Annotated in this window: 18 protein-coding genes and 1 tRNA gene; 12 read left to right on the top strand and 7 right to left on the bottom strand. The window is 66.0% G+C overall.

The window, feature by feature from the left end; genetic code table 11:
• Positions 1-324 precede the first annotated feature (324 nt).
• Both C8J44_RS10845 and C8J44_RS10840 read left to right on the top strand, forming a co-directional pair.
• Positions 325-1,995, top strand: a complete 1,671-nt coding sequence (locus tag C8J44_RS10845) for a chloride channel protein (RefSeq protein ID WP_404969198.1) — start codon at positions 325-327, stop codon at positions 1,993-1,995.
• Between the two features lie 104 nt (positions 1,996-2,099).
• On the top strand, positions 2,100-2,837 hold the full coding sequence (locus C8J44_RS10840) for a class I SAM-dependent methyltransferase (RefSeq protein WP_121904471.1): 738 nt from the start codon (positions 2,100-2,102) through the stop codon (positions 2,835-2,837).
• 69 nt (positions 2,838-2,906) lie between these two features.
• On the opposite strand, the gene C8J44_RS10835 is transcribed toward C8J44_RS10840, so the two are convergent.
• Positions 2,907-2,981: transfer RNA gene (locus C8J44_RS10835), tRNA-Thr, on the bottom strand.
• Positions 2,982-3,070: 89 nt separating this feature from the next.
• On the opposite strand from C8J44_RS10835, the gene C8J44_RS18480 reads away from it, so the two are divergent.
• On the top strand, positions 3,071-3,208 hold the full coding sequence (locus tag C8J44_RS18480; RefSeq protein WP_165899554.1) for a hypothetical protein: 138 nt from the start codon (positions 3,071-3,073) through the stop codon (positions 3,206-3,208).
• Here C8J44_RS18480 and C8J44_RS10830 read toward each other — a convergent pair.
• Positions 3,201-5,000 (bottom strand): aminopeptidase P family protein, encoded by a 1,800-nt coding sequence (locus tag C8J44_RS10830; protein ID WP_121904470.1) that lies wholly within the window; start codon positions 4,998-5,000, stop codon positions 3,201-3,203. The two genes, C8J44_RS18480 and C8J44_RS10830, sit on opposite strands and share 8 nt — an antisense overlap.
• Before the next feature lie 226 nt (positions 5,001-5,226).
• On the opposite strand from C8J44_RS10830, the gene C8J44_RS10825 reads away from it, so the two are divergent.
• Positions 5,227-5,613 carry a hypothetical protein gene (locus C8J44_RS10825; protein WP_060525761.1) on the top strand — a complete coding sequence of 129 codons (387 nt, stop codon included), beginning with the start codon at positions 5,227-5,229 and terminating at the stop codon, positions 5,611-5,613.
• A gap of 24 nt (positions 5,614-5,637) precedes the next feature.
• Here the strand turns inward: C8J44_RS10825 and C8J44_RS10820 are convergent, their stop codons facing one another.
• Entirely contained in the window at positions 5,638-6,930 is a 1,293-nt protein-coding gene (locus C8J44_RS10820; protein ID WP_082444239.1) for a methyl-accepting chemotaxis protein, read from the bottom strand.
• A 227-nt stretch (positions 6,931-7,157) separates the two neighbouring features.
• On the opposite strand from C8J44_RS10820, the gene C8J44_RS10815 reads away from it, so the two are divergent.
• Complete coding sequence (locus C8J44_RS10815) at positions 7,158-9,212, top strand: S9 family peptidase (protein ID WP_060525759.1); 2,055 nt, start codon at positions 7,158-7,160, stop codon at positions 9,210-9,212.
• The gene (locus C8J44_RS10810; RefSeq protein ID WP_121904469.1) at positions 9,209-9,631 is read left to right on the top strand and encodes a thioesterase family protein; all 423 of its coding nucleotides are present in this window, start codon (positions 9,209-9,211) and stop codon (positions 9,629-9,631) included. Before C8J44_RS10815 ends, C8J44_RS10810 begins: the two co-directional genes overlap by 4 nt.
• 153 nt (positions 9,632-9,784) lie before the next feature.
• Here the strand turns inward: C8J44_RS10810 and ppc are convergent, their stop codons facing one another.
• The 3 genes from ppc to C8J44_RS10795 form a co-directional block, all read right to left on the bottom strand.
• The gene (ppc, locus tag C8J44_RS10805; RefSeq protein ID WP_121904468.1) at positions 9,785-12,460 is read right to left on the bottom strand and encodes a phosphoenolpyruvate carboxylase; all 2,676 of its coding nucleotides are present in this window, start codon (positions 12,458-12,460) and stop codon (positions 9,785-9,787) included.
• Between the two features lie 344 nt (positions 12,461-12,804).
• Positions 12,805-13,179: a hypothetical protein gene (locus C8J44_RS10800; RefSeq protein ID WP_259466803.1), complete on the bottom strand. Its 375-nt coding sequence runs from the start codon at positions 13,177-13,179 to the stop codon at positions 12,805-12,807.
• Positions 13,180-13,218: 39 nt separating this feature from the next.
• A complete protein-coding gene (locus C8J44_RS10795) occupies positions 13,219-13,785 on the bottom strand; it encodes an HNH endonuclease (protein ID WP_121904466.1) in 567 nt (188 codons plus the stop codon).
• A gap of 89 nt (positions 13,786-13,874) precedes the next feature.
• Between C8J44_RS10795 and gluQRS the strand changes: the two genes are divergently transcribed.
• The gene (gene gluQRS / locus C8J44_RS10790; protein WP_121904465.1) at positions 13,875-14,705 is read left to right on the top strand and encodes a tRNA glutamyl-Q(34) synthetase GluQRS; all 831 of its coding nucleotides are present in this window, start codon (positions 13,875-13,877) and stop codon (positions 14,703-14,705) included.
• A gap of 296 nt (positions 14,706-15,001) precedes the next feature.
• Here gluQRS and C8J44_RS10785 read toward each other — a convergent pair whose 3' ends face one another.
• Entirely contained in the window at positions 15,002-15,352 is a 351-nt protein-coding gene (locus tag C8J44_RS10785; RefSeq protein ID WP_121904464.1) for a DUF3147 family protein, read from the bottom strand.
• A gap of 83 nt (positions 15,353-15,435) precedes the next feature.
• On the opposite strand from C8J44_RS10785, the gene C8J44_RS10780 reads away from it, so the two are divergent.
• From C8J44_RS10780 to C8J44_RS18225, 5 genes are all read left to right on the top strand, one after another.
• Positions 15,436-15,666, top strand: a complete 231-nt coding sequence (locus C8J44_RS10780; RefSeq protein ID WP_121904463.1) for a twin transmembrane helix small protein — start codon at positions 15,436-15,438, stop codon at positions 15,664-15,666.
• A 148-nt stretch (positions 15,667-15,814) separates the two neighbouring features.
• On the top strand, positions 15,815-16,399 hold the full coding sequence (locus C8J44_RS10775; RefSeq protein WP_121904462.1) for a cob(I)yrinic acid a,c-diamide adenosyltransferase: 585 nt from the start codon (positions 15,815-15,817) through the stop codon (positions 16,397-16,399).
• Positions 16,400-16,447: 48 nt separating this feature from the next.
• Positions 16,448-17,716, top strand: a complete 1,269-nt coding sequence (gene egtB / locus C8J44_RS10770) for an ergothioneine biosynthesis protein EgtB (protein ID WP_121904461.1) — start codon at positions 16,448-16,450, stop codon at positions 17,714-17,716.
• Positions 17,716-18,693, top strand: coding sequence for an L-histidine N(alpha)-methyltransferase (gene egtD, locus C8J44_RS10765; protein WP_121904460.1), 978 nt, complete (start codon positions 17,716-17,718; stop codon positions 18,691-18,693). The genes egtB and egtD overlap by 1 nt, the downstream gene beginning before the upstream one ends.
• Positions 18,694-18,969: 276 nt before the next feature.
• Positions 18,970-19,536: an energy transducer TonB gene (locus tag C8J44_RS18225; RefSeq protein ID WP_147453172.1), complete on the top strand. Its 567-nt coding sequence runs from the start codon at positions 18,970-18,972 to the stop codon at positions 19,534-19,536.
• The last annotated feature ends 184 nt before the right edge of the window (positions 19,537-19,720 follow it).

The raw sequence follows: 19,720 nt of genomic DNA, 5'->3' as shown, positions 1-19,720 counted from the left end.
CGCAGGCGGGGATCCATAGTGGCTAGCCTTGCGATAGTGCCGCGAGGTTAGCCTTTATGGGTTCCCGCCTCCGCGGGAATGACGGTTGGGTGGGCGGCAGGGCGCCGCATCGGGCGTTCGTGATCGGCACGCATGGGACAGGATCGCTGCGAGCGGAGCGGCGGTCCGAGGCGGACGATGCCCCGCCGCAGAAACCCGGTATTCGCCCGCCCCCCGACCGATTAAGGCCCTCACGGTAACTCCGTTCGAGGATCGACCCTGCACGCTACCGTCCTTCTGAAATGGGTCCGCCGGCGGGTCCGCGCGAGTGAAGTCGCGTTCGTTGTGCTCGCGGCGGTGGTCGGCGCCGGGGCCGGGCTGTTCAGCGTCCTCCAGGGGGCGATCGCGCGGACGATGCAACGCGTCCTGTTCGACCTGCCGCTCGGCGCGCGTCTCAGCGCGGTACCGGCGTTGCCGATGACGGTCCTCCTCGTGCTGCCGATGGGCGGCGCGGTCCTCGCAGCATTCTCCTGGGCAACACGCGCGCGAACGCGGCGGATGGTCGACGCGGTCGAGGCGAATGCGCTCCACGGCGGCAGGATGTCGGTACGCGACAGCCTGATCATCTCCGGACAGACGATCCTGTCGAACGGGTTCGGCGCCTCGGTCGGTCTCGAGGCCGCCTATGCGCAGCTTGGCGGCGCGGTGGCGTCGGTCGTCGGCAACGCCTTCACGCTGCGGCGCGCCGATCTGCGCAACCTGGTCGGGGCGGGCACCGGCGCGGCGATCGCGGCGGCGTTCGGTGCGCCGCTCGCCGGCGCGTTCTATGCGTTCGAGATCGTCATCGGCGCGTATACGCCGACTGCGCTGGCACCGGTCATCGCCGCCGCGCTGGCCGGCACGCTGGTCGCGCAGCAGCTCGGTATCCATCCCTATGTGATCGATGCGGCGTCGACGATGGCGACCGAATCGCATCACTATCTGATCTATGCGGCGCTCGGCGCGATCTGTGCGGTGATCGGTATCGCGCTGATGCGTGCGGTCGGCTTCGTCGAGGCGGGAACGCGGCGGCTGCGCCTGCCCGACTGGGCGCGACCCGCGGTCGGCGGGATGCTGCTGATCCCGATCGCGCTGATGTCGCCGCAGGTCCTGTCGGCGGGGCACGGCGCGCTCCACGCCGATCTCGCGGTCGGCGCGCCGTTGCTGTTCATCCTGACGATCTTCCTCGCCAAATGCGCGGCGTCGATCGTCTCGCTGGGCTTCGGTTTTCGCGGCGGGCTGTTCTTCGCATCGCTGTTTCTCGGCACGCTGGTCGGGCATCTCTTCGCCGGCAGCATGGCCGCGGTCGTGGGGCATGACGTGATCGATCCGCGCAACGCCGCGCTCGTCGGGATGGCGGCGCTCGCGGTCGCGGTGGTCGGTGGGCCGATGACGATGGTGATGCTCGTGCTGGAGGCAACGCATGATTTCGCGGCGACCGGCGCGGTGCTGGCGGCCGTGCTCGTCTCGTCGACGATCGTGCGCGAGGCGTTCGGCTACAGCTTCTCGACGTGGCGGCTTCACCTGCGCGGCGAGACGATCAAGAGCGCGCGCGACGTCGGCTGGGTCAAGACGCTGACCGCAGGGCGGATGATGCGCCGCGAGACCAAGGTGATGCGCGCCGACCTGACGATGGCGGAGTTCCGCCGGCAGGTCCCGCTCGGTGCGACCAGCCGTGCGGTCCTGGTCGACGATGCCGCGCGCTATGCCGGGATCGTCCAGACGCCCACCGCCTACGCCGAGGGTCATGATCCGCAGGCGCCGGTCGGCGGGCTGGCGATCAACAAAGAGGCCGCGCTCGCGCCGGCGATGGACATCACCGAAGTCATGGCGCGGTTCGACGCCTCGGGCGCGGACGAACTGGCGGTGCTCGACGACGATCGGCGCGTGCTCGGGCTGTTGTCCGAATCGTTCGTCCGCCGACGCTATGCCGAGGAACTGGAAAAGGCGCAGCGCGAACTGTTCGGCGAGCGGTGACCCGGCAATCGTCATGATCGGCGAGAACCATCTGGACTAGTGGCGGCGACGGTACGATCGTGCGCGCAGGCTTGGCGATGGCGTCGGCCGCTGGGAGACGGACAATGAAGGTCATGTTGATGGGCGCGGTCGTGGCGATCGCCGCCGCCGCCGTACCGGTGGCTGCGCAAAAGGCGAATGCGGTCATAACCAAGGCGCTGGCGGACCCTGCACGCGCCGACCAGCAGGGCGACGACGTGCGCCGCAAGGCCGCCGACGTGCTGGCGTTCTCAGGCGTGAAACCGGGCGACGTGGTGGTCGATTACCTGCCGGGCGCAGGCTATTGGACGCGGATCTTCACCGGCATCGTCGGGCCCAAGGGGCATGTCTATGCCGTGTGGCCGGCGGCAGGGGCCAAATATGCCGAGAAGTCGCTGCCGGCGTTGCAGGCACGCGCGCTCGGCAACGTGACCGCCGAGGTCCAGGCGACCAACCTGCCGACCTCGCCCAAGCCCGTCGACCTGTTCTGGACGGTGCAGAATTATCACGACATCCCGAACGATGGCGCGGGCGAGCCCGCGTTGCGCGCGTTCGACACCGCGGTGTTCCGCATGCTGAAGCGCGGCGGCACCTATGTGGTGATCGACCATGCCGACGCGCCGGGCACCGGCATGACCGGCACCAGCACGCGGCACCGGATCGATCCGGCCGCGGTCAAGACGCAGGTCGAGGCGGCAGGGTTCAGGTTCGTCGGCCAGTCGCCGGTGCTGCGCAACCCGGCCGACGACCACAGCAAGGCGGTGTTCGACCCTGCCATCCGCGGCAAGACCGACCAGTTCGTCTACAAATTCAGGAAGCCGTAAGCGGTGCTGTGATGGGGGTGGTCCGCGCTGGTCGACGTCGTTGCGATACGTCGACCAGCCGGGGAATACTGGTGCTGCCGGTGAGGATTGAACTCACGACCTCAGCCTTACCAAGGATGCGCTCTACCACTGAGCTACGGCAGCACTCGTCGGCATCGCTGCCGGCGGAGTGGGGCTAAGAGACGAGGGCGGCGCGGTTGTCAAGGCATCGCGGCCCGATATAGGGCGTATTTATGGACGATCGGGATCGAAAGGCGGCGGAGAAGGCCGAGCGCATGGCGGCTGCGTTGCGCGAGAACCTGCGGCGGCGAAAGGCGCAGGCGCGGGCCGTCGGGGCTGCGCCTGCGACCAAGGACGAGCCGTCTAGCTGAGCGGCGCGCACTTGGCGGTGAGCCAGGCGCGATCCTCCGCGTCGGTCATTTCCGGGGTCAGGACCGCCAGCACTTGCGCGTGATAGTCGTCGACCCATTGGCGCTCTGCCGCGGTCAGCAGCGTCGGCTCGATCAGCGTGCGTTCGATCGGGCAGAAGGTGAGCGTCTCGAAGCCCAGCATCGCGCGGTCGGCGCCGGGGATCGCGCGGGGTTCGATCAGGATCAGGTTCTCGATCCGGATGCCGTATTCGCCGGCTTTGTAGTAACCGGGCTCGTTGGAGAGCATCATGCCGGCGCGCAGCGGCTCCAACGCCGCGCCGCCCGGGTAGTTGGGCGCGGCGATCCGCTGCGGGCCTTCGTGGACCGCGAGATACGCGCCGACGCCGTGGCCGGTGCCGTGGCCGAAATCGAGGCCGGCTTCCCAGAGCGGACGGCGCGCGAACGCGTCGATCTGGCCGCCCATCGTGCCGTCGGGAAAGACCGCGGTGGCGATGCCGATATGGCCCTTGAGGACACGCGTGAAACGGTCGCGCATCTCTTCGGTCGGTTCGCCGATCGGCATGACGCGCGTGACGTCGGTGGTGCCGTCCGCATATTGGCCGCCGGAGTCGATCAGGTAGAGCTGGCCCGGTTCGATCGGCGCGCTCGATTCCTCGGTGACGTGGTAGTGCGGGATCGCGCCGTGCGGGCCGGTGGCGGAGATCGTGTCGAACGACGTGTCCTTCAGGACGCCGGTCTGTTCGCGGAACGCGAGCAGCTTGGCGGCGGCGCTGAGTTCGGTTTGCCCCCCCTTCACGCACTCGGTCTCGACCCAGCGCAGGAAGCGCGCTAGCGCGGCGCCGTCGCGGGCGGAGGCGGCGCGGTGGCCGCTGATCTCGACCGGGTTCTTGATCGCCTTTGCCAGCACGACGGGATCGCGCAGCGGCAGGATCTTCGCGCCGCCCGCCTGCAGCGCCTGCGTGATCGCGGCGACCGCGCGTTCGGGATCGGCGGCGACGCGCTTGCCGGTATAGGTCGCGAGGGCCGCCGAGAACGCGCTGCGATCATGGAGGCGGACCGCGTTGCCGAGATGCTGGCGGACCGCGTCGTCGAGCTTGTCGGGGGCGACGAACAGGTCGGTGGTGCCGTCCGCGCCGACGATCGCGTAGGACAGCGCGACGGGGGTGTGATCGACATCGCCGCCGCGGATGTTGAGCGCCCAGGCAATCGAATCGAGTGCGGAGAGGATGACTGCGTCGGCGTTCTGCTCGGAGAGCCAGTCGGCGATTTTTGCACGCTTTTCGGCGGAAGAGGCGCCGGTGAACTGGTCGGGCTGGACAGTGAGCTTGGCGGGGGAGGGGGCGGGGCGGTCGGTCCAGATCGCGTCGATGGGGTTGGTGTCGACCGCTATGAGGGTGGCGCTGCGGTCGGCGAGGGCTGTGGTGGCTTCCGCGACCCAGGTGCCGGTGTGAAGCCACGGGTCGTAGCCGATGCGGCCGCCTTCGGGGGCGTGCTTGGCGAGCCACGCGGCGGGGCTGGTCTGGGGCACGTCGGCATACGCCCACAGCGCGCCGTCGACCTGGTCGCGGACCTGGATCGTGTAGCGGCCATCGGTAAAGATCGCGGCGCGGTCGGCGAGGACTACGGCGGTCCCGGCCGACCCGCCGAACCCGGTCAGCCAGCCGAGCCGCTGCGCGTACCCGCCGACATATTCGCTCATATGCTCGTCGGTCAGCGGGATCACGAAGCCGTCGAGACGGTCGGTTGCGAGCTGCGCGCGCAGGGCGGCGAGGCGGTCGGTCGGGGTCGGCATGGGGCGGACTCTCTGGTCTGGAAATGGCGCGTGGACGGCAAAGCAGCGCGATAGCATCTTGGTCGGTTCCGGGCGACAGTATCGCGAAACGAGAGGCCGATCCGGACTATCGAGCGTGGTCGGGTATCGTACCCTTCGGTCACGATGCCCGCCGCACGGGCGCCGTTCAGCTTGCCGGGCGTACACGGCGTGCCGCATCGATCCGCGATGCTGCAAGGAGTGTCCGATGAAAGCCGTGTTTGCCGTAGCCCTCGCCGTCGCTGCCCCGATTTTCGCTACTGGCGGTGCCGACGCGCAGTCGTTGAAGCAGACCTATCCGAGCTGCGATATTCGCGCCCAACACACGCTGAAGGCCGAGACCGGCGGCAGCATCAAGGATGCCCGACAGGCGCATATATCGATGCGCGCGAACATCCTCGAAGCGGACCTCGGCACCGCCCGCAAGGCACGCCGGCTGACGCAGCGACAGGCCGACACGCTGTTCAAGCAGGTCGAGGCGGTGCGTCATGCGACCGACCGTTTCGTGAAGAAACAGGGCTTCCTCAGCGCGGCCGAGCGCGCCAGCTACGATCGCGAGCTGGACGCGGTGGCGATGCGGATCTGCCGTTCATGAGCCGTTGATCGAACGGTCGACCGGTTAGGCATAGGCGGCTCGCGACGCGTAGTCCGGTTTGCGTGCGGTCGACCGTGGACCATCGCCGCGCGCTATCTTGAAGCTCGCGGCCTGGGTGGACAGCGATCGCACTTCGTTCGCGAGATTGCGGGCGGCGGCGGAAGTTTCCTCGACCATCGCCGCGTTCTGCTGCGTCGACTGGTCCATCGTGCCGATCGCCGTGGAGATTTCGGTGATCGCCGCCGACTGTGCCTGGTTGTCCGCGGCCATCGTCGCGAGCAGTTCGTGCACCTCGGCGACGTCGTCGACGATGGTGCTCAGCGCGCCATCGACGCGCGTCACGGCCTCGACCGCGGTCACGACTTCGGTCTGCGTCACGGTCAGCTGATCACGCGCCCGCTTGGCTTCTTCCTCGGCGCGCATCGCCAGCGCCGAGACGAGGTCGGCGACCACGGCGAAACCACGCCCTGCATCACCCGCACGGCCCGCCTCGACCGCGGCGTTCATCGCCAGCACGCGCGTCTGGAACGCGATCTTGTCGAGCCCTTCGATCACGCTGTCGATGCCCTTGGCGCTCTCCGACACCCGCCCCATAGCCTGCACGGCTTCTTCCGCCACCGTTCGCCCGCTGCCGACCGTCGCGATGGTCTGGTTCGCGCGCTGGACGGTGCGGGTCGCGGCTGCCGCCGATGCGCGGAGCCGCGCGTCCATCTGCGTCACCGAGGCGGTGGTTTCCTCCAGCGACGCCGCATTGCTCTCGGTACGCCGGGCAAGATCTTCCGAGGCCTGGGCGATCTCGCCCGAGCCGGTCTGGATGCTCGCCGCGCTGTCCGATACCGAACCGATCAGGTTGCGCATCGAGTCGATCGCGGCGTTGAAGTCGGTCTTCAACGGCAGATATTCCGGCATCAGGTCGGCAGTGATGCTGGCGGTCAGATCGCCACGGCCGAATTTTTCGAGGTGGTCGCGGAAGACCGCGATCATCTCGTCCTGCGCAGCGGATTGCTTGAGCCTTGCCGCCGCCGTCTCTCGAAACGAGAACATCGCCTTGGTCATCCGCCCGACGCAATCCCGATACGCGGTGTGGGCGATCGGCGCGTCAAGGTCGCCCTTGGCGAGCGCTTCCATGCGCACGACGGTGGAGACGTACGGATCGCACACGGCCGTTCGGATCCGGGCACCGGCGCAACCCGCAGCGATCGTGATCGCGGCTCCCAGGGCCAGACCGACGATCGGGTAGCCCGCAACCGCCGCCACGAAGGTCGTCATCACGCCAAGCGCGACCAAGAGGGTCATACCGCTAAACGCGATCATCATCTTCTGACGGATCGGCGCAACCTCCTGAAACCACAGCAATCTATTTTCTCCGCTTTGTAAACAACACACATTCTAGGCGAACCTGCGGTGTGTTTAGGTCCACAACGGCAATAAATTCTTCATACTCTGCTTAACGCTCTGTTAGGGGGTTTCGGGTGGCGGACGGGTCCGTATCCCGCACGGGGACGGGCGTTGGCTTCCGTCGGCTGCCCGGCTAACACACCGGGATGACCACGCCCCCCATCGCCGAACAGCGGCCGCACAGCTTTACCACGCATGGCGTGACGATCGAGGATCCGTATGCGTGGCTGAAGGACCCGAACTATCCGGAGGTCGATGACTCCGACGTGCTCGCGTATCTCGCCGCCGAGAATGTGTATTTCGAAGAGCAGATGGCGCCGCACAAAGCGCTTACCGACACGATCTACGAAGAGATGAAAGCGCGGATCAAGGAGGATGAATCCTCGGTGCCGCAGAAGGATGGGGATTGGCTCTATTGGACCGCGTACGAGACCGGCGGGCAGTACAAGAAATGGTGGCGGAAACCTGTCGCAGGGGGTGACGACGAGCTGTTGCTCGACGAGCCGGCGCTGGCGGAGGGGCACGAGTATTTCCGGCTTGGGGCGTTCTCGATCAGCAATGACGGGCGCTATCTCGCCTATGCGATCGACGACAATGGCAGCGAGCGGTTCGAGGTTCGGGTCAAGGATCTGGATACCGGCGAGCATCTGCCCGACGTGATCCCGGGGATGCTCAGCGAGATCGTCTGGACCGCGGACGATGCGGGCTTCCTGTATGGTCTGGCGAACGAGCAGTGGCGGACGGACAATGCGCGGTTCCACCGGTTGGGGACGCCGATCTCCGAGGACGTCGTGCTGTTCCACGAGGAAGACGAGGGCTTTCGCGTCGGCGTCGGCGAGACGAGCTCGCGCAAGTGGATCGTGATTGCGACCAGCGATCATGTGACGAGCGAGCTGTATCTGCTGCCTGCGCACGAGCCTCTTGCGGTGCCGATCCTGGTTTCGGCGCGGAAGGTGGGTCGCGAATATGATGTGGACGAGCATGACGGGACGCTGTTCATCCATACCAACGACGTCGATCCGAATTTCCGGCTGTGCACTGCGCTGGTCGAGGAGCCGGATGCGTGGAGCGAGCTGATTCCGGCCTCGCCGCATTTCTACATGACCGGGGTCGAGTGCTATCAGGACTTCTTCGTCGTCGATGGGCGCGAGGACGGTCTCGATCAGATCGCGATCCACCGGTACGAGACGCCGACCGAGGGCAAGCGGATCGATTTTCCCGAGGCGAGCTATGTCGCCGGGCTGGGGGACAATCCCGAATACGACATGACCGTATTGCGGCTTGGGTATGAGTCGATGGTCACGCCGGGGACGGTGTATGATTACGACGTCGATACCGGCGAGCGGACGATGCTCAAGGTGCAGGAAATCCCGAGCGGCTACGACTCGGCGAGATATGCGACCGAGCGGCTGAAGATCGTCGCGCGGGACGGGACCGAGATCCCGGTCTCGATCGTGTATCCGGCGGGGTTCGTGCGCGACGGGTCGGCGCCTTTGTTCCTCTATGCGTATGGCGCGTACGGCTATGCGATTCCGCCGGGCTTCTCGACCGGGCGGATGAGCCTGCTCGATCGCGGGTTCGCCTATGCGATCGCGCATATCCGCGGCGGCGACGATCTTGGCCAGCAATGGTATCTCGACGGCAAGCTGGAAAAGCGCGCGAACACGTTCAACGATTTCGTCGATGTCGCGAAGGCGCTGGTCGACGCGCAGTGGACGTCGGCGGGGAAGATCGCGATCGCCGGGCGGTCTGCGGGTGGCGAACTGATGGGCGCGGTGGTCAATTCGGATCCCGAGCTTTGGGGTGCGGTGATCGCGGATGTGCCGTTCGTCGATGTGCTGAACACGATGCTCGACGAGAGTTTGCCGCTGACGCCGGGCGAGTGGCCGGAGTGGGGCAATCCGATCGAGGACGAGGCGGCGTTCGAGCTGATCCGGTCGTATTCGCCGTACGACAACGTCAAGGCGCAGGCTTATCCGCCGATGTTCATCAGCGGCGGGCTGAACGATCCTCGGGTGACCTATTGGGAGCCGGCGAAGTGGGCGGCCAAGCTGCGGTTGATGAAGACCGACGATAACGTGCTGCTGCTCAAGACCAACATGGGCGCCGGGCATGGCGGCAAGTCGGGGCGGTTCGAATCGCTGCGTGAGGGCGCGGAGGAACACGCGTTCGTGCTGTGGCAGCTGGGCGTCGCGGGGTGAGCCGGTTCACGCTCTCGATCACGGCGCAGGACGCGGATATCGACGAGCTTGGGCATGTGAACAATGCGGTCTGGGTGCAGTGGATCCAGGCCATCGCGACTGCGCATTGGGAGGCTGTGGCGCCACCTGAGCACAAGCTGGCGTATGTGTGTGTCGTGACGCGGCACGAGATCGATTACCGCGGGAGTGTCGTCGCGGGGGAGACGGTCGTTGGCGAGACCTGGGTCGAGGGGGCGCCGAAGGGTGCTCGGTTCGATCGGCATGTTCGGTTTGTCGGGGATGACGGGCGGGTGAAGCTGGAGGCGGTTACGACCTGGGCTTTGCTGGATCGGGGGACCGGGCGGTTGATGCGGGTGCGCGAAGACGTGGCTGCGCCGTTTTATCCTCCCCGGAACGGGGAGGGGGACCGCGACGCGTAGCGGCGTGGTGGAGGGGGAGCGCCGCAAGCGTTACGGTTGTGTCGGAGCGACGACAGGCGTTGTGCTTAGGCAACGGCGAGTCTCACGGCTGGTACTTTTGCCGCCCGCCCCCTCCACCAGCTTCGCTGGTCCCCCTCCCCGTTCCGGGGAGGATTAGCCGCTGTTGCGCAGGGCGGTGGCGATGGCGTTGATCGAGAGGAGGATGCCTTCGCCTATCCGCGGGTCGTCCTCACCTGCTCGGCGACGTTTGATCAGTTCGATCTGGAGGAGGTTGAGCGGCTCGATATAGGGGAGGCGGAGGCGGATCGAGGCGTCTAGGGCGGGGTGCTTTTCTAGCAGGCGGGACTGGCCTGTTACCGTGAGAAGCCCGTCGTGGGTCTGGTGCCAGCCGTCGCGGATCGTCGTGAAGATCTCGCGGAGTTTGTCGTCCTCGACGAGCCCGGCATAGCGTTCGGCGATGCCGATGTCGGACTTGGCGAGGACCATCTCGAGGTTCGCCAGTGCGGAGGCGAAGAGCGGCCAGCCTTGCGCCATGTCCTTCAACAGCGCCTTGTCCTCGAAATCGGCGATCGCGCGGCCGACCCCGTACCAGCCGGGGAGCATGACGCGCGCCTGCGCCCAGCTGAATACCCAGGGGATCGCGCGGAGATCTTCGATCCGGTCCGACTTGGTGCGGCTGGCGGGGCGGCTGCCGATCTTGAGGCCGGCGATCTCGGCGATCGGGGTCATCTGGCGGAAGAAGGTGCGGAAGCCTTCGGTACCATAGACGAGGTCGCGGTAGCTGTGGAACGCGGTGTCGCTGAGCGTGTCCATTGCCGCAGAGAAGCTTGCGTTGTCGGCGTTCGACAGGCGTTCGGGTTCGAGGCTGGCGAGCAGCGTGGCCGACGCGATCGCCTCGAGGTTGGTCATCGCGGCGTCGCGCGTGCCGTATTTGGCGGCGATGACTTCGCCTTGCTCGGTGATGCGGATGCGGCCCTGGACGGTGCCCGAGGGCTGCGCACGGATCGCGCGGAACGCCGAGCCGCCGCCGCGCCCGACTGCGCCGCCGCGGCCGTGGAAGAGCTGCATGCCGACGCCGGCCTTTGCGAAGACGGGTTTTAGTGCGGTCGAGGCTTTCGAGAGCTGCCAGGTGGAGGTGAGGTAGCCGCCGTCCTTGTTGCTGTCCGAATAGCCGATCATCACTTCCTGATGGCCGCGCGCCTTGGAGATCGTGGCGATCTCGGGGAGCGCGAACCAGGCGGTCATGACGGCGGGGGCGGCTTCGAGATCGCCGATCGTCTCGAACAGCGGGACCGCCATGATCGCTGCCGTCGGCGTGTCGCCGGGGCGGTAGAGGCCGACTTCCTTGAGCAGGAGGTTCACTTCGAGCAGGTCGCTGACCGACTGCGCCATCGAGACGATGTAGTTGGTGATGCACGCCGGGCCATAGGCGGCGTGCGCGTCGGCGGCGGCCTGGACGATCGCGAGTTCGCCGGCGGTTTCCTCGGAATATTCGGCGAAGCGCGAGGTGAGCGGGCGGGCGTTGGCGAGTTCGCGGCGGAGCAGCGCGACACGGGCGTCTTCGTCGAGCGACAGGTAATCGCCCTCGACCCCTGCGACTTTCAGCAGTTCGGCGACGACGCGTTCGTGGACGGTGCTGTTCTGGCGGAGGTCTAAGGTGGCGAGGTGGAAGCCGAACGTCTCGACTGCCCGGATCAGCCGGCCGAGCGCGCCGCCGGTCTTGAGCGCGATGCCGAGGCCGTGCGCGAGCGTGACGAGGTCGGCGCGGAAGTCGGCGGGGTTCGCATAGGGTTCGCCGACGAGGCGGCCGGGGCGGGGGGCGTGCTTTCCGGTGAGTGCGTCGTGCGTCGCGGACAGCCGGGCGTAGATGCCGGAGAGCGCGCGGCGATAGGGCTCGTCGCTGCGGCTGGCCGCGTCGTCGCCGCTGGCATCGGCAAGCGCCTGCACCGCGGCATCGGCGGGGGCGTGTTCGGTCGAGATCGAGAGTTCCGCGCCGAGCGCGTGCACCGCGTCGCAGTAGTAGCCGAGTACGGCCTCGCTCGCCTTCGACAGCGCGGTCTTGAGCGAGTCGGCGGTGACATAGGGGTTGCCGTCGCGGTCGCCGCCGATCCAGCTGCCGGGGCGCAGGAAACTGGGCGTGCGTTCGCCGAGTGCGCGGTCCCAGCGCTGGTAGAGCGCGGGGAGCGCGGGGAGGAACACGTCGCGGAGGTAGCTGAGCGCGGTGTCGACCTCGTCGGTGACGTAGAGGCGGTCACGGCGCAGGACGCGGGTTTGCCAGAGCAAAGCGATCTGGCGGAGGATCGCGTCGCCGACGCTGTCGCCGTCGGGCGTGGTGTCACGGCCGAGATCGCGCAGGCCCATCAGCTCGGCGATGCGGTTGCGGTGGTCGATCATGCTCTTGCGGCGCACTTCGGTCGGGTGCGCGGTGAGTACGGGGGCGATCAGCGCGTGGTCGAGCAGCGTACGGATCTGGGCGCGGTCGATGCCTTCGGATTCGAGTTGTGCGATCGCGGAGGCGAGATCGGCGCCGTCTTCCGCGGCGATGCCCTGGCGGTCCTCGGCGAGGTTGGCGAGCATCGAGAACAGCATGAAGCCGCGGACGAAGTCGAGCGTCTCGTCGAGGCTGAGCTTTTCGAGGCTGAGGTCGACGGCAGTGTTGTCGGCGGCCTTGCCTTCGGAAACGTCGCGGTGGCGCTCGACCGATGCCTTGCGGATCGTCTCGGTCGCCTCGAACAGCGCGTCGCCGCCGTAAGCGCGGATGACGTCGCCCAGCATTTTGCCGAGGAAGCGGATGTCGGAATTGTTCGCGATTGCGGGGAGGCTTGCCATGGGGCCTTGCTGCGCTGCGGCAGGGATCAGGTCAACCGGGTTTGGGACATAAGATTAGGTGATATAGAATGCAGAATTGAACTGTGACGTAAGATAGTTGCCTGCATGCCCGTCCGACTTTTAAATTACCATCATCCCAGCGAAAGCTGGGATCTCAATGTGTGGCGGGCGTCGCGAACCACGAGGAATACCCCAGCTTTCGCTGGGGTGACGGATTTAGGGCTGGAGTGACGGATTTAGGGCTGGGGTAACGGATTTGAGTCTGGCGGGGCGGGACCGGATTCGAGGTTGGCGCAAGGGGATGCCCGCCCGGCACTCAGCACTCAGCACTCAGCACTCAGCACTCAGCGCTTGCGCGACTCTGCGCGTTCTTCCGACGTCACGGTGCCGTCGTGGTTGAGGTCCATTCGGTCGAACCAGGCGAGCGTGCCTTCGCTCCATTCGATCGCTGTGATGACGCCGTCGTGGTTGCGGTCGAACGCCTTGATCCGCGCGTTGGGGGCGGGAAGCTCGTCCTTGGTGATACGGTCGTCGGCGTTGCGATCGAGCGTACGGAAACGGCGTTCCATGCTGGCGCCGAAATCGAGTCGCGAGGTTACCGAGGGGGGCACGAAGCCGACCGCGTTGGCGTCGGCCTGCGCGCGCTGCGCATCCTTGTCGCCGCATGCGGACAGCAGCAATCCTGTCGCGACGAGCGTCGCTCCGACCATTACGCGCATAGTATCTCCCGTCGTATCGAAACAGTCTGGTGGTAGCCGTTACGGCTCCAGTTCGATGTCCCAATACAACCAGTCGTGCCATGTGTCGTGCAGGTAGTTGGGCGGGAAGCTGCGGCCGTGTTCCTGAAGATGCCAGTTGGTCGGGCGGATCGCCTCGATATGGAGCGGCATCGCCGCCTGTTTCGGCGTGCGGCCGCCCTTTTTGAGGTTGCAGGGCGAGCAGGCGGTGACGACGTTCTCCCACGTGGTACGACCGCCTTGCGCGCGGGGGACGACATGGTCGAAGGTGAGATCGCGCAGCTTGCCGCAATATTGGCAGGTGAACTTGTCGCGCAGGAACAGGTTGAAGCGGGTGAAGGCGGGAAATTGCGACGGTCGGACGAACTGCTTGAGCGCGATCACCGAGGGCAGCTTCAGCGCGAAATTGGCGCTGCGCACTTCGCGTTCATAGGTGGCGACGATGTCGACGCGGTCGAGGAAGACGGCCTTGACCGCGGTTTGCCACGGCCAGACGCTGAGCGGATAGTAGGAAAGCGGCGTGTAGTCGGCATTGAGCACAAGCGCCGGACAACCATCCGGGTGACGCATCAGATCGGGGTGAAACACGGCTCCTCCCACTCAGGCTTCGCAGAGCGCCCTATGGACGACAGCGATGACAGCGGCATGACAGCACGCCGCGTGGCGGTCGGTCAAGCATGCTGAGCGACGGACCGGTCGTAACGCGGTTCGCGCCGAGCCCGACGGGGTGGTTGCACTTGGGCCATGCGGTGTCGGCGATCCGCGCGCACGATTATGCGCGCGAGCGGGGCGGGCGGTTCCTGCTGCGGATCGAGGATATCGACGGGACGCGGAGTCGGCCTGAATTCGTGGCGGGGATTTTGGAGGATCTGGCGTGGCTCGGGCTGCGGTGGGATTCGCTGGTGTTTCAGTCGGAGCGGCTGGCTACGTATGATGCTGCGCTGGAGCAGTTGAAGGCACGCGCGCTGGTTTACCCCTGTTTCTGTACGCGGGCGGAGATCGCGGCGAGTGCCTCTGCGCCGCAGGGGGATGTCGGGCCGGTCTATCCGGGGATTTGTCGCGGTTTGAGCGCGGAGGAGGTCGCTGCGCTGGGGGATGTGGCGCATTGCTGGCGGCTCGACATGGCGAAGGCTGTGGCGATTACCGGCGTGCTTGCGTGGCATGATGCGATTGCAGGGACCGTCGTGGCGGATCCGCTGGCGCAGGGGGACGTCGTGCTGGCGCGGAAGGATGCGCCGGCGAGCTATCATCTGGCGGTGACTCTGGATGATGCGGCGCAGGGGGTGACGGACGTGGTGCGTGGGGTGGACCTGTTCGCGGCGACCGACGTGCACCGGGTGTTGCAGGCTCTGCTGGGGTTGCCGTTGCCGCGCTATCATCATCATCCGCTGGTGGTGGATGCGGCGGGGCGGCGGTTGGCGAAGCGGGATGGGGCTTCGTCGCTGGCTCAGATGCGCGCGGCGGGGGAGGATGGGGTGGCTTTGGCGGCTCGGGTGCGGAGTGGGTGATGGCGATTGGCTTGCGCTGCTGATCGTCAACGTCCGAGTCAGCCACAAGGTGTGCTGAGAAACGGATGGCAGCCTATGCCTCGTTGCTCTCCCGCGAAGGCGGGAGCCCAGACTGGGTCCCCGCCTTCGCGGGGAAACATGGTGGAAGCGCGGTGTCCTCCCGGTACCACCACCCCGGCGGAGGCCGGGGCCCAATTGGGGGACGGTGATGATGACGCTTATCGCTTCGTTACCTTGGCTTTCCCAATTGGGCCCCGGCCTTCGCCGGGGTGGTGCTCTTGCTTGGAGGAGGCGCGCTACAGCTCGATCCCCAGCCTTGGCGCCGCCCAGGTCATCATCGCATACAGCGCGATCGTCAGCACGCACCCGGCCGCCAGCGATACCCAGAACGGCACGCCGTGGCGGAGCAGCGCCGGGATCAGCAGGAACATCGGCAGCGACGGCAGTACGTACCAGAAGGTCGCGCCGGCGTGCGCGGCCATCGTCCGCGGGTCGGGCTTGTCGCGCCAGAGCCAGATCATGCCGAGCACCGACACCAATGGCAGCGACGCCACGAGTGCCCCGAAGCCGGGATAGCGCTTGGCGATCTCCGAGGCGGCGGCGATAAGAATGCCGGAAATCAGGGCTTTCAGCGTCAAGTATAACATGCAGCATTTGCACGCATCACGAAGGGTTCCGCAACACTGCTACGGCCATTGCTAGCAGCATCCGGTGCGCTTACATTCCCTTCATGAACACATTCCTCGTCATCCTCCTGATCGCGGCGCTGATCGCGACCGTCGTGGCTCTGGTGCGGGGCGTCGTGTCGTTCCTGCAGGAGGGCACGGCACAAGTCCGCGACGGTAATGGTCCCAGCGCTGCATCGCTTAAGTCGAATCGGATGATGCAGCAGCGGATCTTCTTCCAGGCGCTGGCGATCCTGATCGTCGTCGTGATCCTGTTCGCGGCCGGACGGAACTAGGGTCTAACGCGCTTTTCTAATTACCGTCATCCCAGCGAAAGCCGGAATATCGATGTTAGGCGGATGTCGCGAGCCACCAGGGATACCCCAGCTTTCGCTCGGGTGACGGGTTTGTGGCACAGCATGGTCGGGCAGAAGGAATCGGCCGATGGTCAAGCTCAACAAGATCTACACGCGAACGGGTGACGACGGCACGACGGGGCTGGTCGACGGGTCGCGGGTGTCGAAGGCTAGCGCGCTGATGCAGGCGATCGGCGATGTCGACGAGGCGAACTCGGCGATCGGCGTGGCGGTGGTGGCGCTCGGCGATGATCCGCTCGCCTTCGCACTGGAGCGGATCCAGAACGACCTGTTCGATCTTGGTGCCGACCTTGCGACGCCTGCAACCGACGACGGATTTGCACCGTCGGAGATGGTGCTGCGGATCGTGCCGGCGCAGGTCGAGCGACTCGAGCGCGAGATCGATGCGATGAACGTGCACCTCGCGCCGTTGCGGAGCTTCATCCTGCCGGGCGGGTCGCCGCAGGCCGCCGCGCTGCATCTAGCGCGGGCGATTTCACGACGCGCGGAGCGATCCGCGGTCGCGGCGACGCATGATATGCCGTTGAATCCGGCGGCATTAGCGTATGTTAACCGGCTATCCGATTTCCTGTTCGTGGCGTCGCGGGCGGTGAACCAAAACGGGGCCGGCGACGTTCTTTGGCGACCGGGGGCTACGCGCGCGCAGGCGTGATCGGCGTTCGCGCGTTGCGGTACCGGGCGACGCATTGAAGGATAATCGATGCCGCAGCCTGTTCGTCCAGATATCACTCCCGCTCATTCGTCGGATTTGAGTGAGCGTTTTTCCGCCGTACGCGCGCTGACGCTGGCGCTCGCCGCGCCGCTGTCGGATGCAGATGCGACGGTGCAGTCGATGGACGACGCGTCGCCGACCAAGTGGCATCTGGCGCATACGACGTGGTTTTTCGAGACCTTCGTATTGCGCGATCATGTCGATGGTTATGCGCTGCACGACGAGCGTTTTCCGTTCCTGTTCAACAGCTATTACGAGGCCGAGGGGCGGCGCCATGCGCGCGATCGGCGCGGGATGGTGACGCGGCCGTCGCTCGACGAGGTGCGGGCGTACCGTGCGCATGTCGATGCGGCGCTGCTCGATGCACTGCCCGGCTTGTCGGCGGATGCGCAGACGCTGGTGGCGCTCGGGTGTCATCACGAGGAGCAGCACCAGGAATTGCTGGTGACGGACATCCTCCACATGTTTTCCAAAAACCCGCTGGAGCCCGCGATGTGGCCGGCGCCGCGGAAAGTACCGGTCGAGATGCCGGGGCCGATCGGCTGGATCGCGCGCGAGAGCGGGATCGTCGAGGTCGGGCATGACGGCGATGGGTTCGCGTTCGATTGCGAGGAACCGCGGCACGCCGCCCTGCTGGTGCCGCATGCGATCGCCGACCGGACCGTGACGAACGGCGAATGGGCGGCGTTCATTGCCGACGGGGGCTACACTGAAGCGCGGCATTGGCTGGCGGATGGCTGGGCGTGGGTGAAGGCCGAGGGCATCGTCGCGCCGCTCTATTGGGAGCAGGGCGAGGCGGGCTGGACGCGCTTCGGGCTCGATGGCCGGCGCGCGATCGATCCAGCGGCGCCGGTGACGCATGTGAGCTTCTTCGAGGCGGATGCGTATGCGAGCTGGGCCGGCGCACGGTTGCCGACCGAGTTCGAATGGGAGGCGGCGGCGGCCACGCACGACGCGAACGGTGGCAATCAGATGGACGTCGCGGGGCCGGTTGAGCCTCGGCCTGCGGCAAATGGCCCGGCGTTTTTCGGCGACGTCTGGGAGTGGACCGGCAGCGCGTATCGCCCGTATCCCGGCTTCGTGACCGCGGCCGGCGCGGTCGGCGAATACAACGGCAAGTTCATGAGTTCGCAGTTCATCCTGCGCGGGGGCAGCTGTGCCACGCCGCGTGGACATGCCCGGCCGAGCTACCGCAATTTCTTTTATCCGCACCAACGGTGGCAGTTCACCGGCGTGCGTCTCGCGAAAGATATCTGATGTTGAAGCCTGAGATCGAGGACGGCGAGCAGACGCTCGCCGACCCGCAATTCCGCGCGGACGTGCTGGACGGCCTTGCGCGGCGCCCGCGGGCGATTCCGGCGCGCTGGTTCTACGACCGGCGCGGGTCGGAGCTGTTCGAGAAGATCACGGATTTGCCCGAATATTATCCGACGCGGACCGAGCGTTCGATCCTTGAGACCGCGTGCCCCGAAGTGGCGACGCTTGCGGGCGCCGGGCGTGCGGTCGTCGAGTTCGGGTCGGGATCGTCGACCAAGACGCCGATCCTGCTCGAGGCTGTTGCACCGTCGGTATACGTGCCGATCGATATCTCGGGGGATTTCCTGCGGGAGTCGTCGAAGGTGCTGGGCGAGCAGTTTCCGGATCTGCTGGTGCTGCCGTTCGAGGCGGACTTCATGCGGCCGCTGAGCTTGCCAAAGACGATCGCGGATACGCCGAAGCTGGGCTTCTTTCCGGGGTCGACGATCGGCAATATGATCCCGCTGATGGCGGTCGATCTGTTGCGCGCGATGCGATCGTCGCTCGGTGTCGGCGCGATGTTGCTGATCGGGATGGACCGGATCAAGGGCGAGGACGTGCTGGTGCCCGCGTATGACGATGCGCAGGGCGTGACGGCGGCGTTCAACCTGAACCTGCTCGAGCGGATCAACCGCGAACTGGACGGCGATATCCCGGTCGACGCGTTCCGGCACAAGGCCGTGTGGAACGACGATCGCGCGCGGATCGAGATGCACCTGGAGGCGACACGCGACGTCGCGTTTACCGTCGATGGGCGGTCGTTCGAAATGACTGCCGGCGAGACGATACACACCGAAAATTCGCATAAGTATGGCGCGCGGGATGCGCGGATCCTGCTGCGGTCGGGCGGGTGGACGCCGGTGGCGGCGTGGACCGATCCCGAGGGGCTGTTTGGCGTGTATCTGGCCGAGGCCCAGGTGGAGCGGCCGGCACCCTGAGGCGCGGTTGACCAGCGTTGCCGATCGGGGCGATGTTGGTATCGCCCAATTGTAGACGATCGTTGATCAAACCGGGGCGAACGTCTGTAGCTTAGCTAGAACGCTTGCCCTGCATTTCATGATATTGCAGAAAGACACTGGCGCCGCGAAGAGAGAAGGGTCTCCGCTGGCCGACGGTGAGGAGGGGGGCCTGGAATGATCGTATTGCTCCTGGCCGGGGTGACGGACGTGGATTACCCGCGTCCGCCTATCATTAGTCCGCTACGGCCGTCGCAGATGACCGGCCCTTTCCGTTATGGCTATGATTCGAAGGACGCAGGCGCCACAGCAAGACTCCTCTTAACGGTTGATCCAACCGGAAGAATTATACATTGCGATGTCGTGGTTCCAAGCGGCCATCCCAAGTTGGATACAGCCGGTTGCAAGCTATACCTTGGTATCAAGGGGCAGCCGGCGCTTGGTGGCGATGGGAAGGCGGCATACGGAACAATAAGTGCAGGAGTAACATTTTTCAAAGATGGAGGCCTGATCCCACCATCTGTTGATCTCCAGCTGGTAGTTGAGCGCTTGCCTAACCCAGGCGCTGTCTTTGCTAGGCGGTTCTCTTCACTGATCGTGGATCCAACCGGCAAAGTGCTTACGTGCAGGAACATGCTGTATAGCCGCGCTTCGCCCGATGCGCTCGACCGTGCCCTCTGCAAGGTCGCCGCAACTTCCGTCACCTTCAAACCAGTTTTAGATGTTGCGAACAGACCGACTGAATCTGTCCAGGCTTTTGCTGTCGAGTTTTCCACGAAGAATGCATTTCTCGTGCGACCGGGGCCCTCGCTGCCGCCTGAATAGCCGGGCCACATCCACCCTGCGCGTCAATGTCTGCTCCCGCCCAGTTGCGGACATTGACGCGGTACCCGATGGTGGCGGTATGGATTCGAAAACGACAACGAAGCGCCGCAGGCGGATTTGGGTCGCCATAGCGTTCGCTGCCGCAATATGCCTGTTCTCTGCGGGTGTAATCTATGGGCGCTGG

It is taken from the genome of Sphingomonas sp. PP-CE-3A-406 (genome assembly GCF_003688625.1).
Taxonomy (GTDB): domain Bacteria; phylum Pseudomonadota; class Alphaproteobacteria; order Sphingomonadales; family Sphingomonadaceae; genus Sphingomonas.
The sequence above is the reverse complement of the archived record's forward strand: the minus strand, read 5'-3'. Positions and strand labels throughout refer to the sequence as shown.

Coding starts and splice junctions, on each gene's coding strand:
- C8J44_RS18225 (WP_147453172.1), top strand. CDS start 18,970: ATGACCGGCCCTTTCCGTTATGGCTATGATTCGAAGGACGCAGGCGCC.
- C8J44_RS10780 (WP_121904463.1), top strand. CDS start 15,436: ATGAACACATTCCTCGTCATCCTCCTGATCGCGGCGCTGATCGCGACC.
- C8J44_RS10800 (WP_259466803.1), bottom strand. CDS start 13,179: ATGCGCGTAATGGTCGGAGCGACGCTCGTCGCGACAGGATTGCTGCTG.
- C8J44_RS10825 (WP_060525761.1), top strand. CDS start 5,227: ATGAAAGCCGTGTTTGCCGTAGCCCTCGCCGTCGCTGCCCCGATTTTC.
- C8J44_RS18480 (WP_165899554.1), top strand. CDS start 3,071: ATGGACGATCGGGATCGAAAGGCGGCGGAGAAGGCCGAGCGCATGGCG.
- C8J44_RS10775 (WP_121904462.1), top strand. CDS start 15,815: ATGGTCAAGCTCAACAAGATCTACACGCGAACGGGTGACGACGGCACG.
- C8J44_RS10840 (WP_121904471.1), top strand. CDS start 2,100: ATGAAGGTCATGTTGATGGGCGCGGTCGTGGCGATCGCCGCCGCCGCC.
- egtD (WP_121904460.1), top strand. CDS start 17,716: ATGTTGAAGCCTGAGATCGAGGACGGCGAGCAGACGCTCGCCGACCCG.
- C8J44_RS10785 (WP_121904464.1), bottom strand. CDS start 15,352: ATGTTATACTTGACGCTGAAAGCCCTGATTTCCGGCATTCTTATCGCC.
- ppc (WP_121904468.1), bottom strand. CDS start 12,460: ATGGCAAGCCTCCCCGCAATCGCGAACAATTCCGACATCCGCTTCCTC.
- C8J44_RS10830 (WP_121904470.1), bottom strand. CDS start 5,000: ATGCCGACCCCGACCGACCGCCTCGCCGCCCTGCGCGCGCAGCTCGCA.
- gluQRS (WP_121904465.1), top strand. CDS start 13,875: ATGCTGAGCGACGGACCGGTCGTAACGCGGTTCGCGCCGAGCCCGACG.
- C8J44_RS10820 (WP_082444239.1), bottom strand. CDS start 6,930: ATGATGATCGCGTTTAGCGGTATGACCCTCTTGGTCGCGCTTGGCGTG.
- C8J44_RS10815 (WP_060525759.1), top strand. CDS start 7,158: ATGACCACGCCCCCCATCGCCGAACAGCGGCCGCACAGCTTTACCACG.
- egtB (WP_121904461.1), top strand. CDS start 16,448: ATGCCGCAGCCTGTTCGTCCAGATATCACTCCCGCTCATTCGTCGGAT.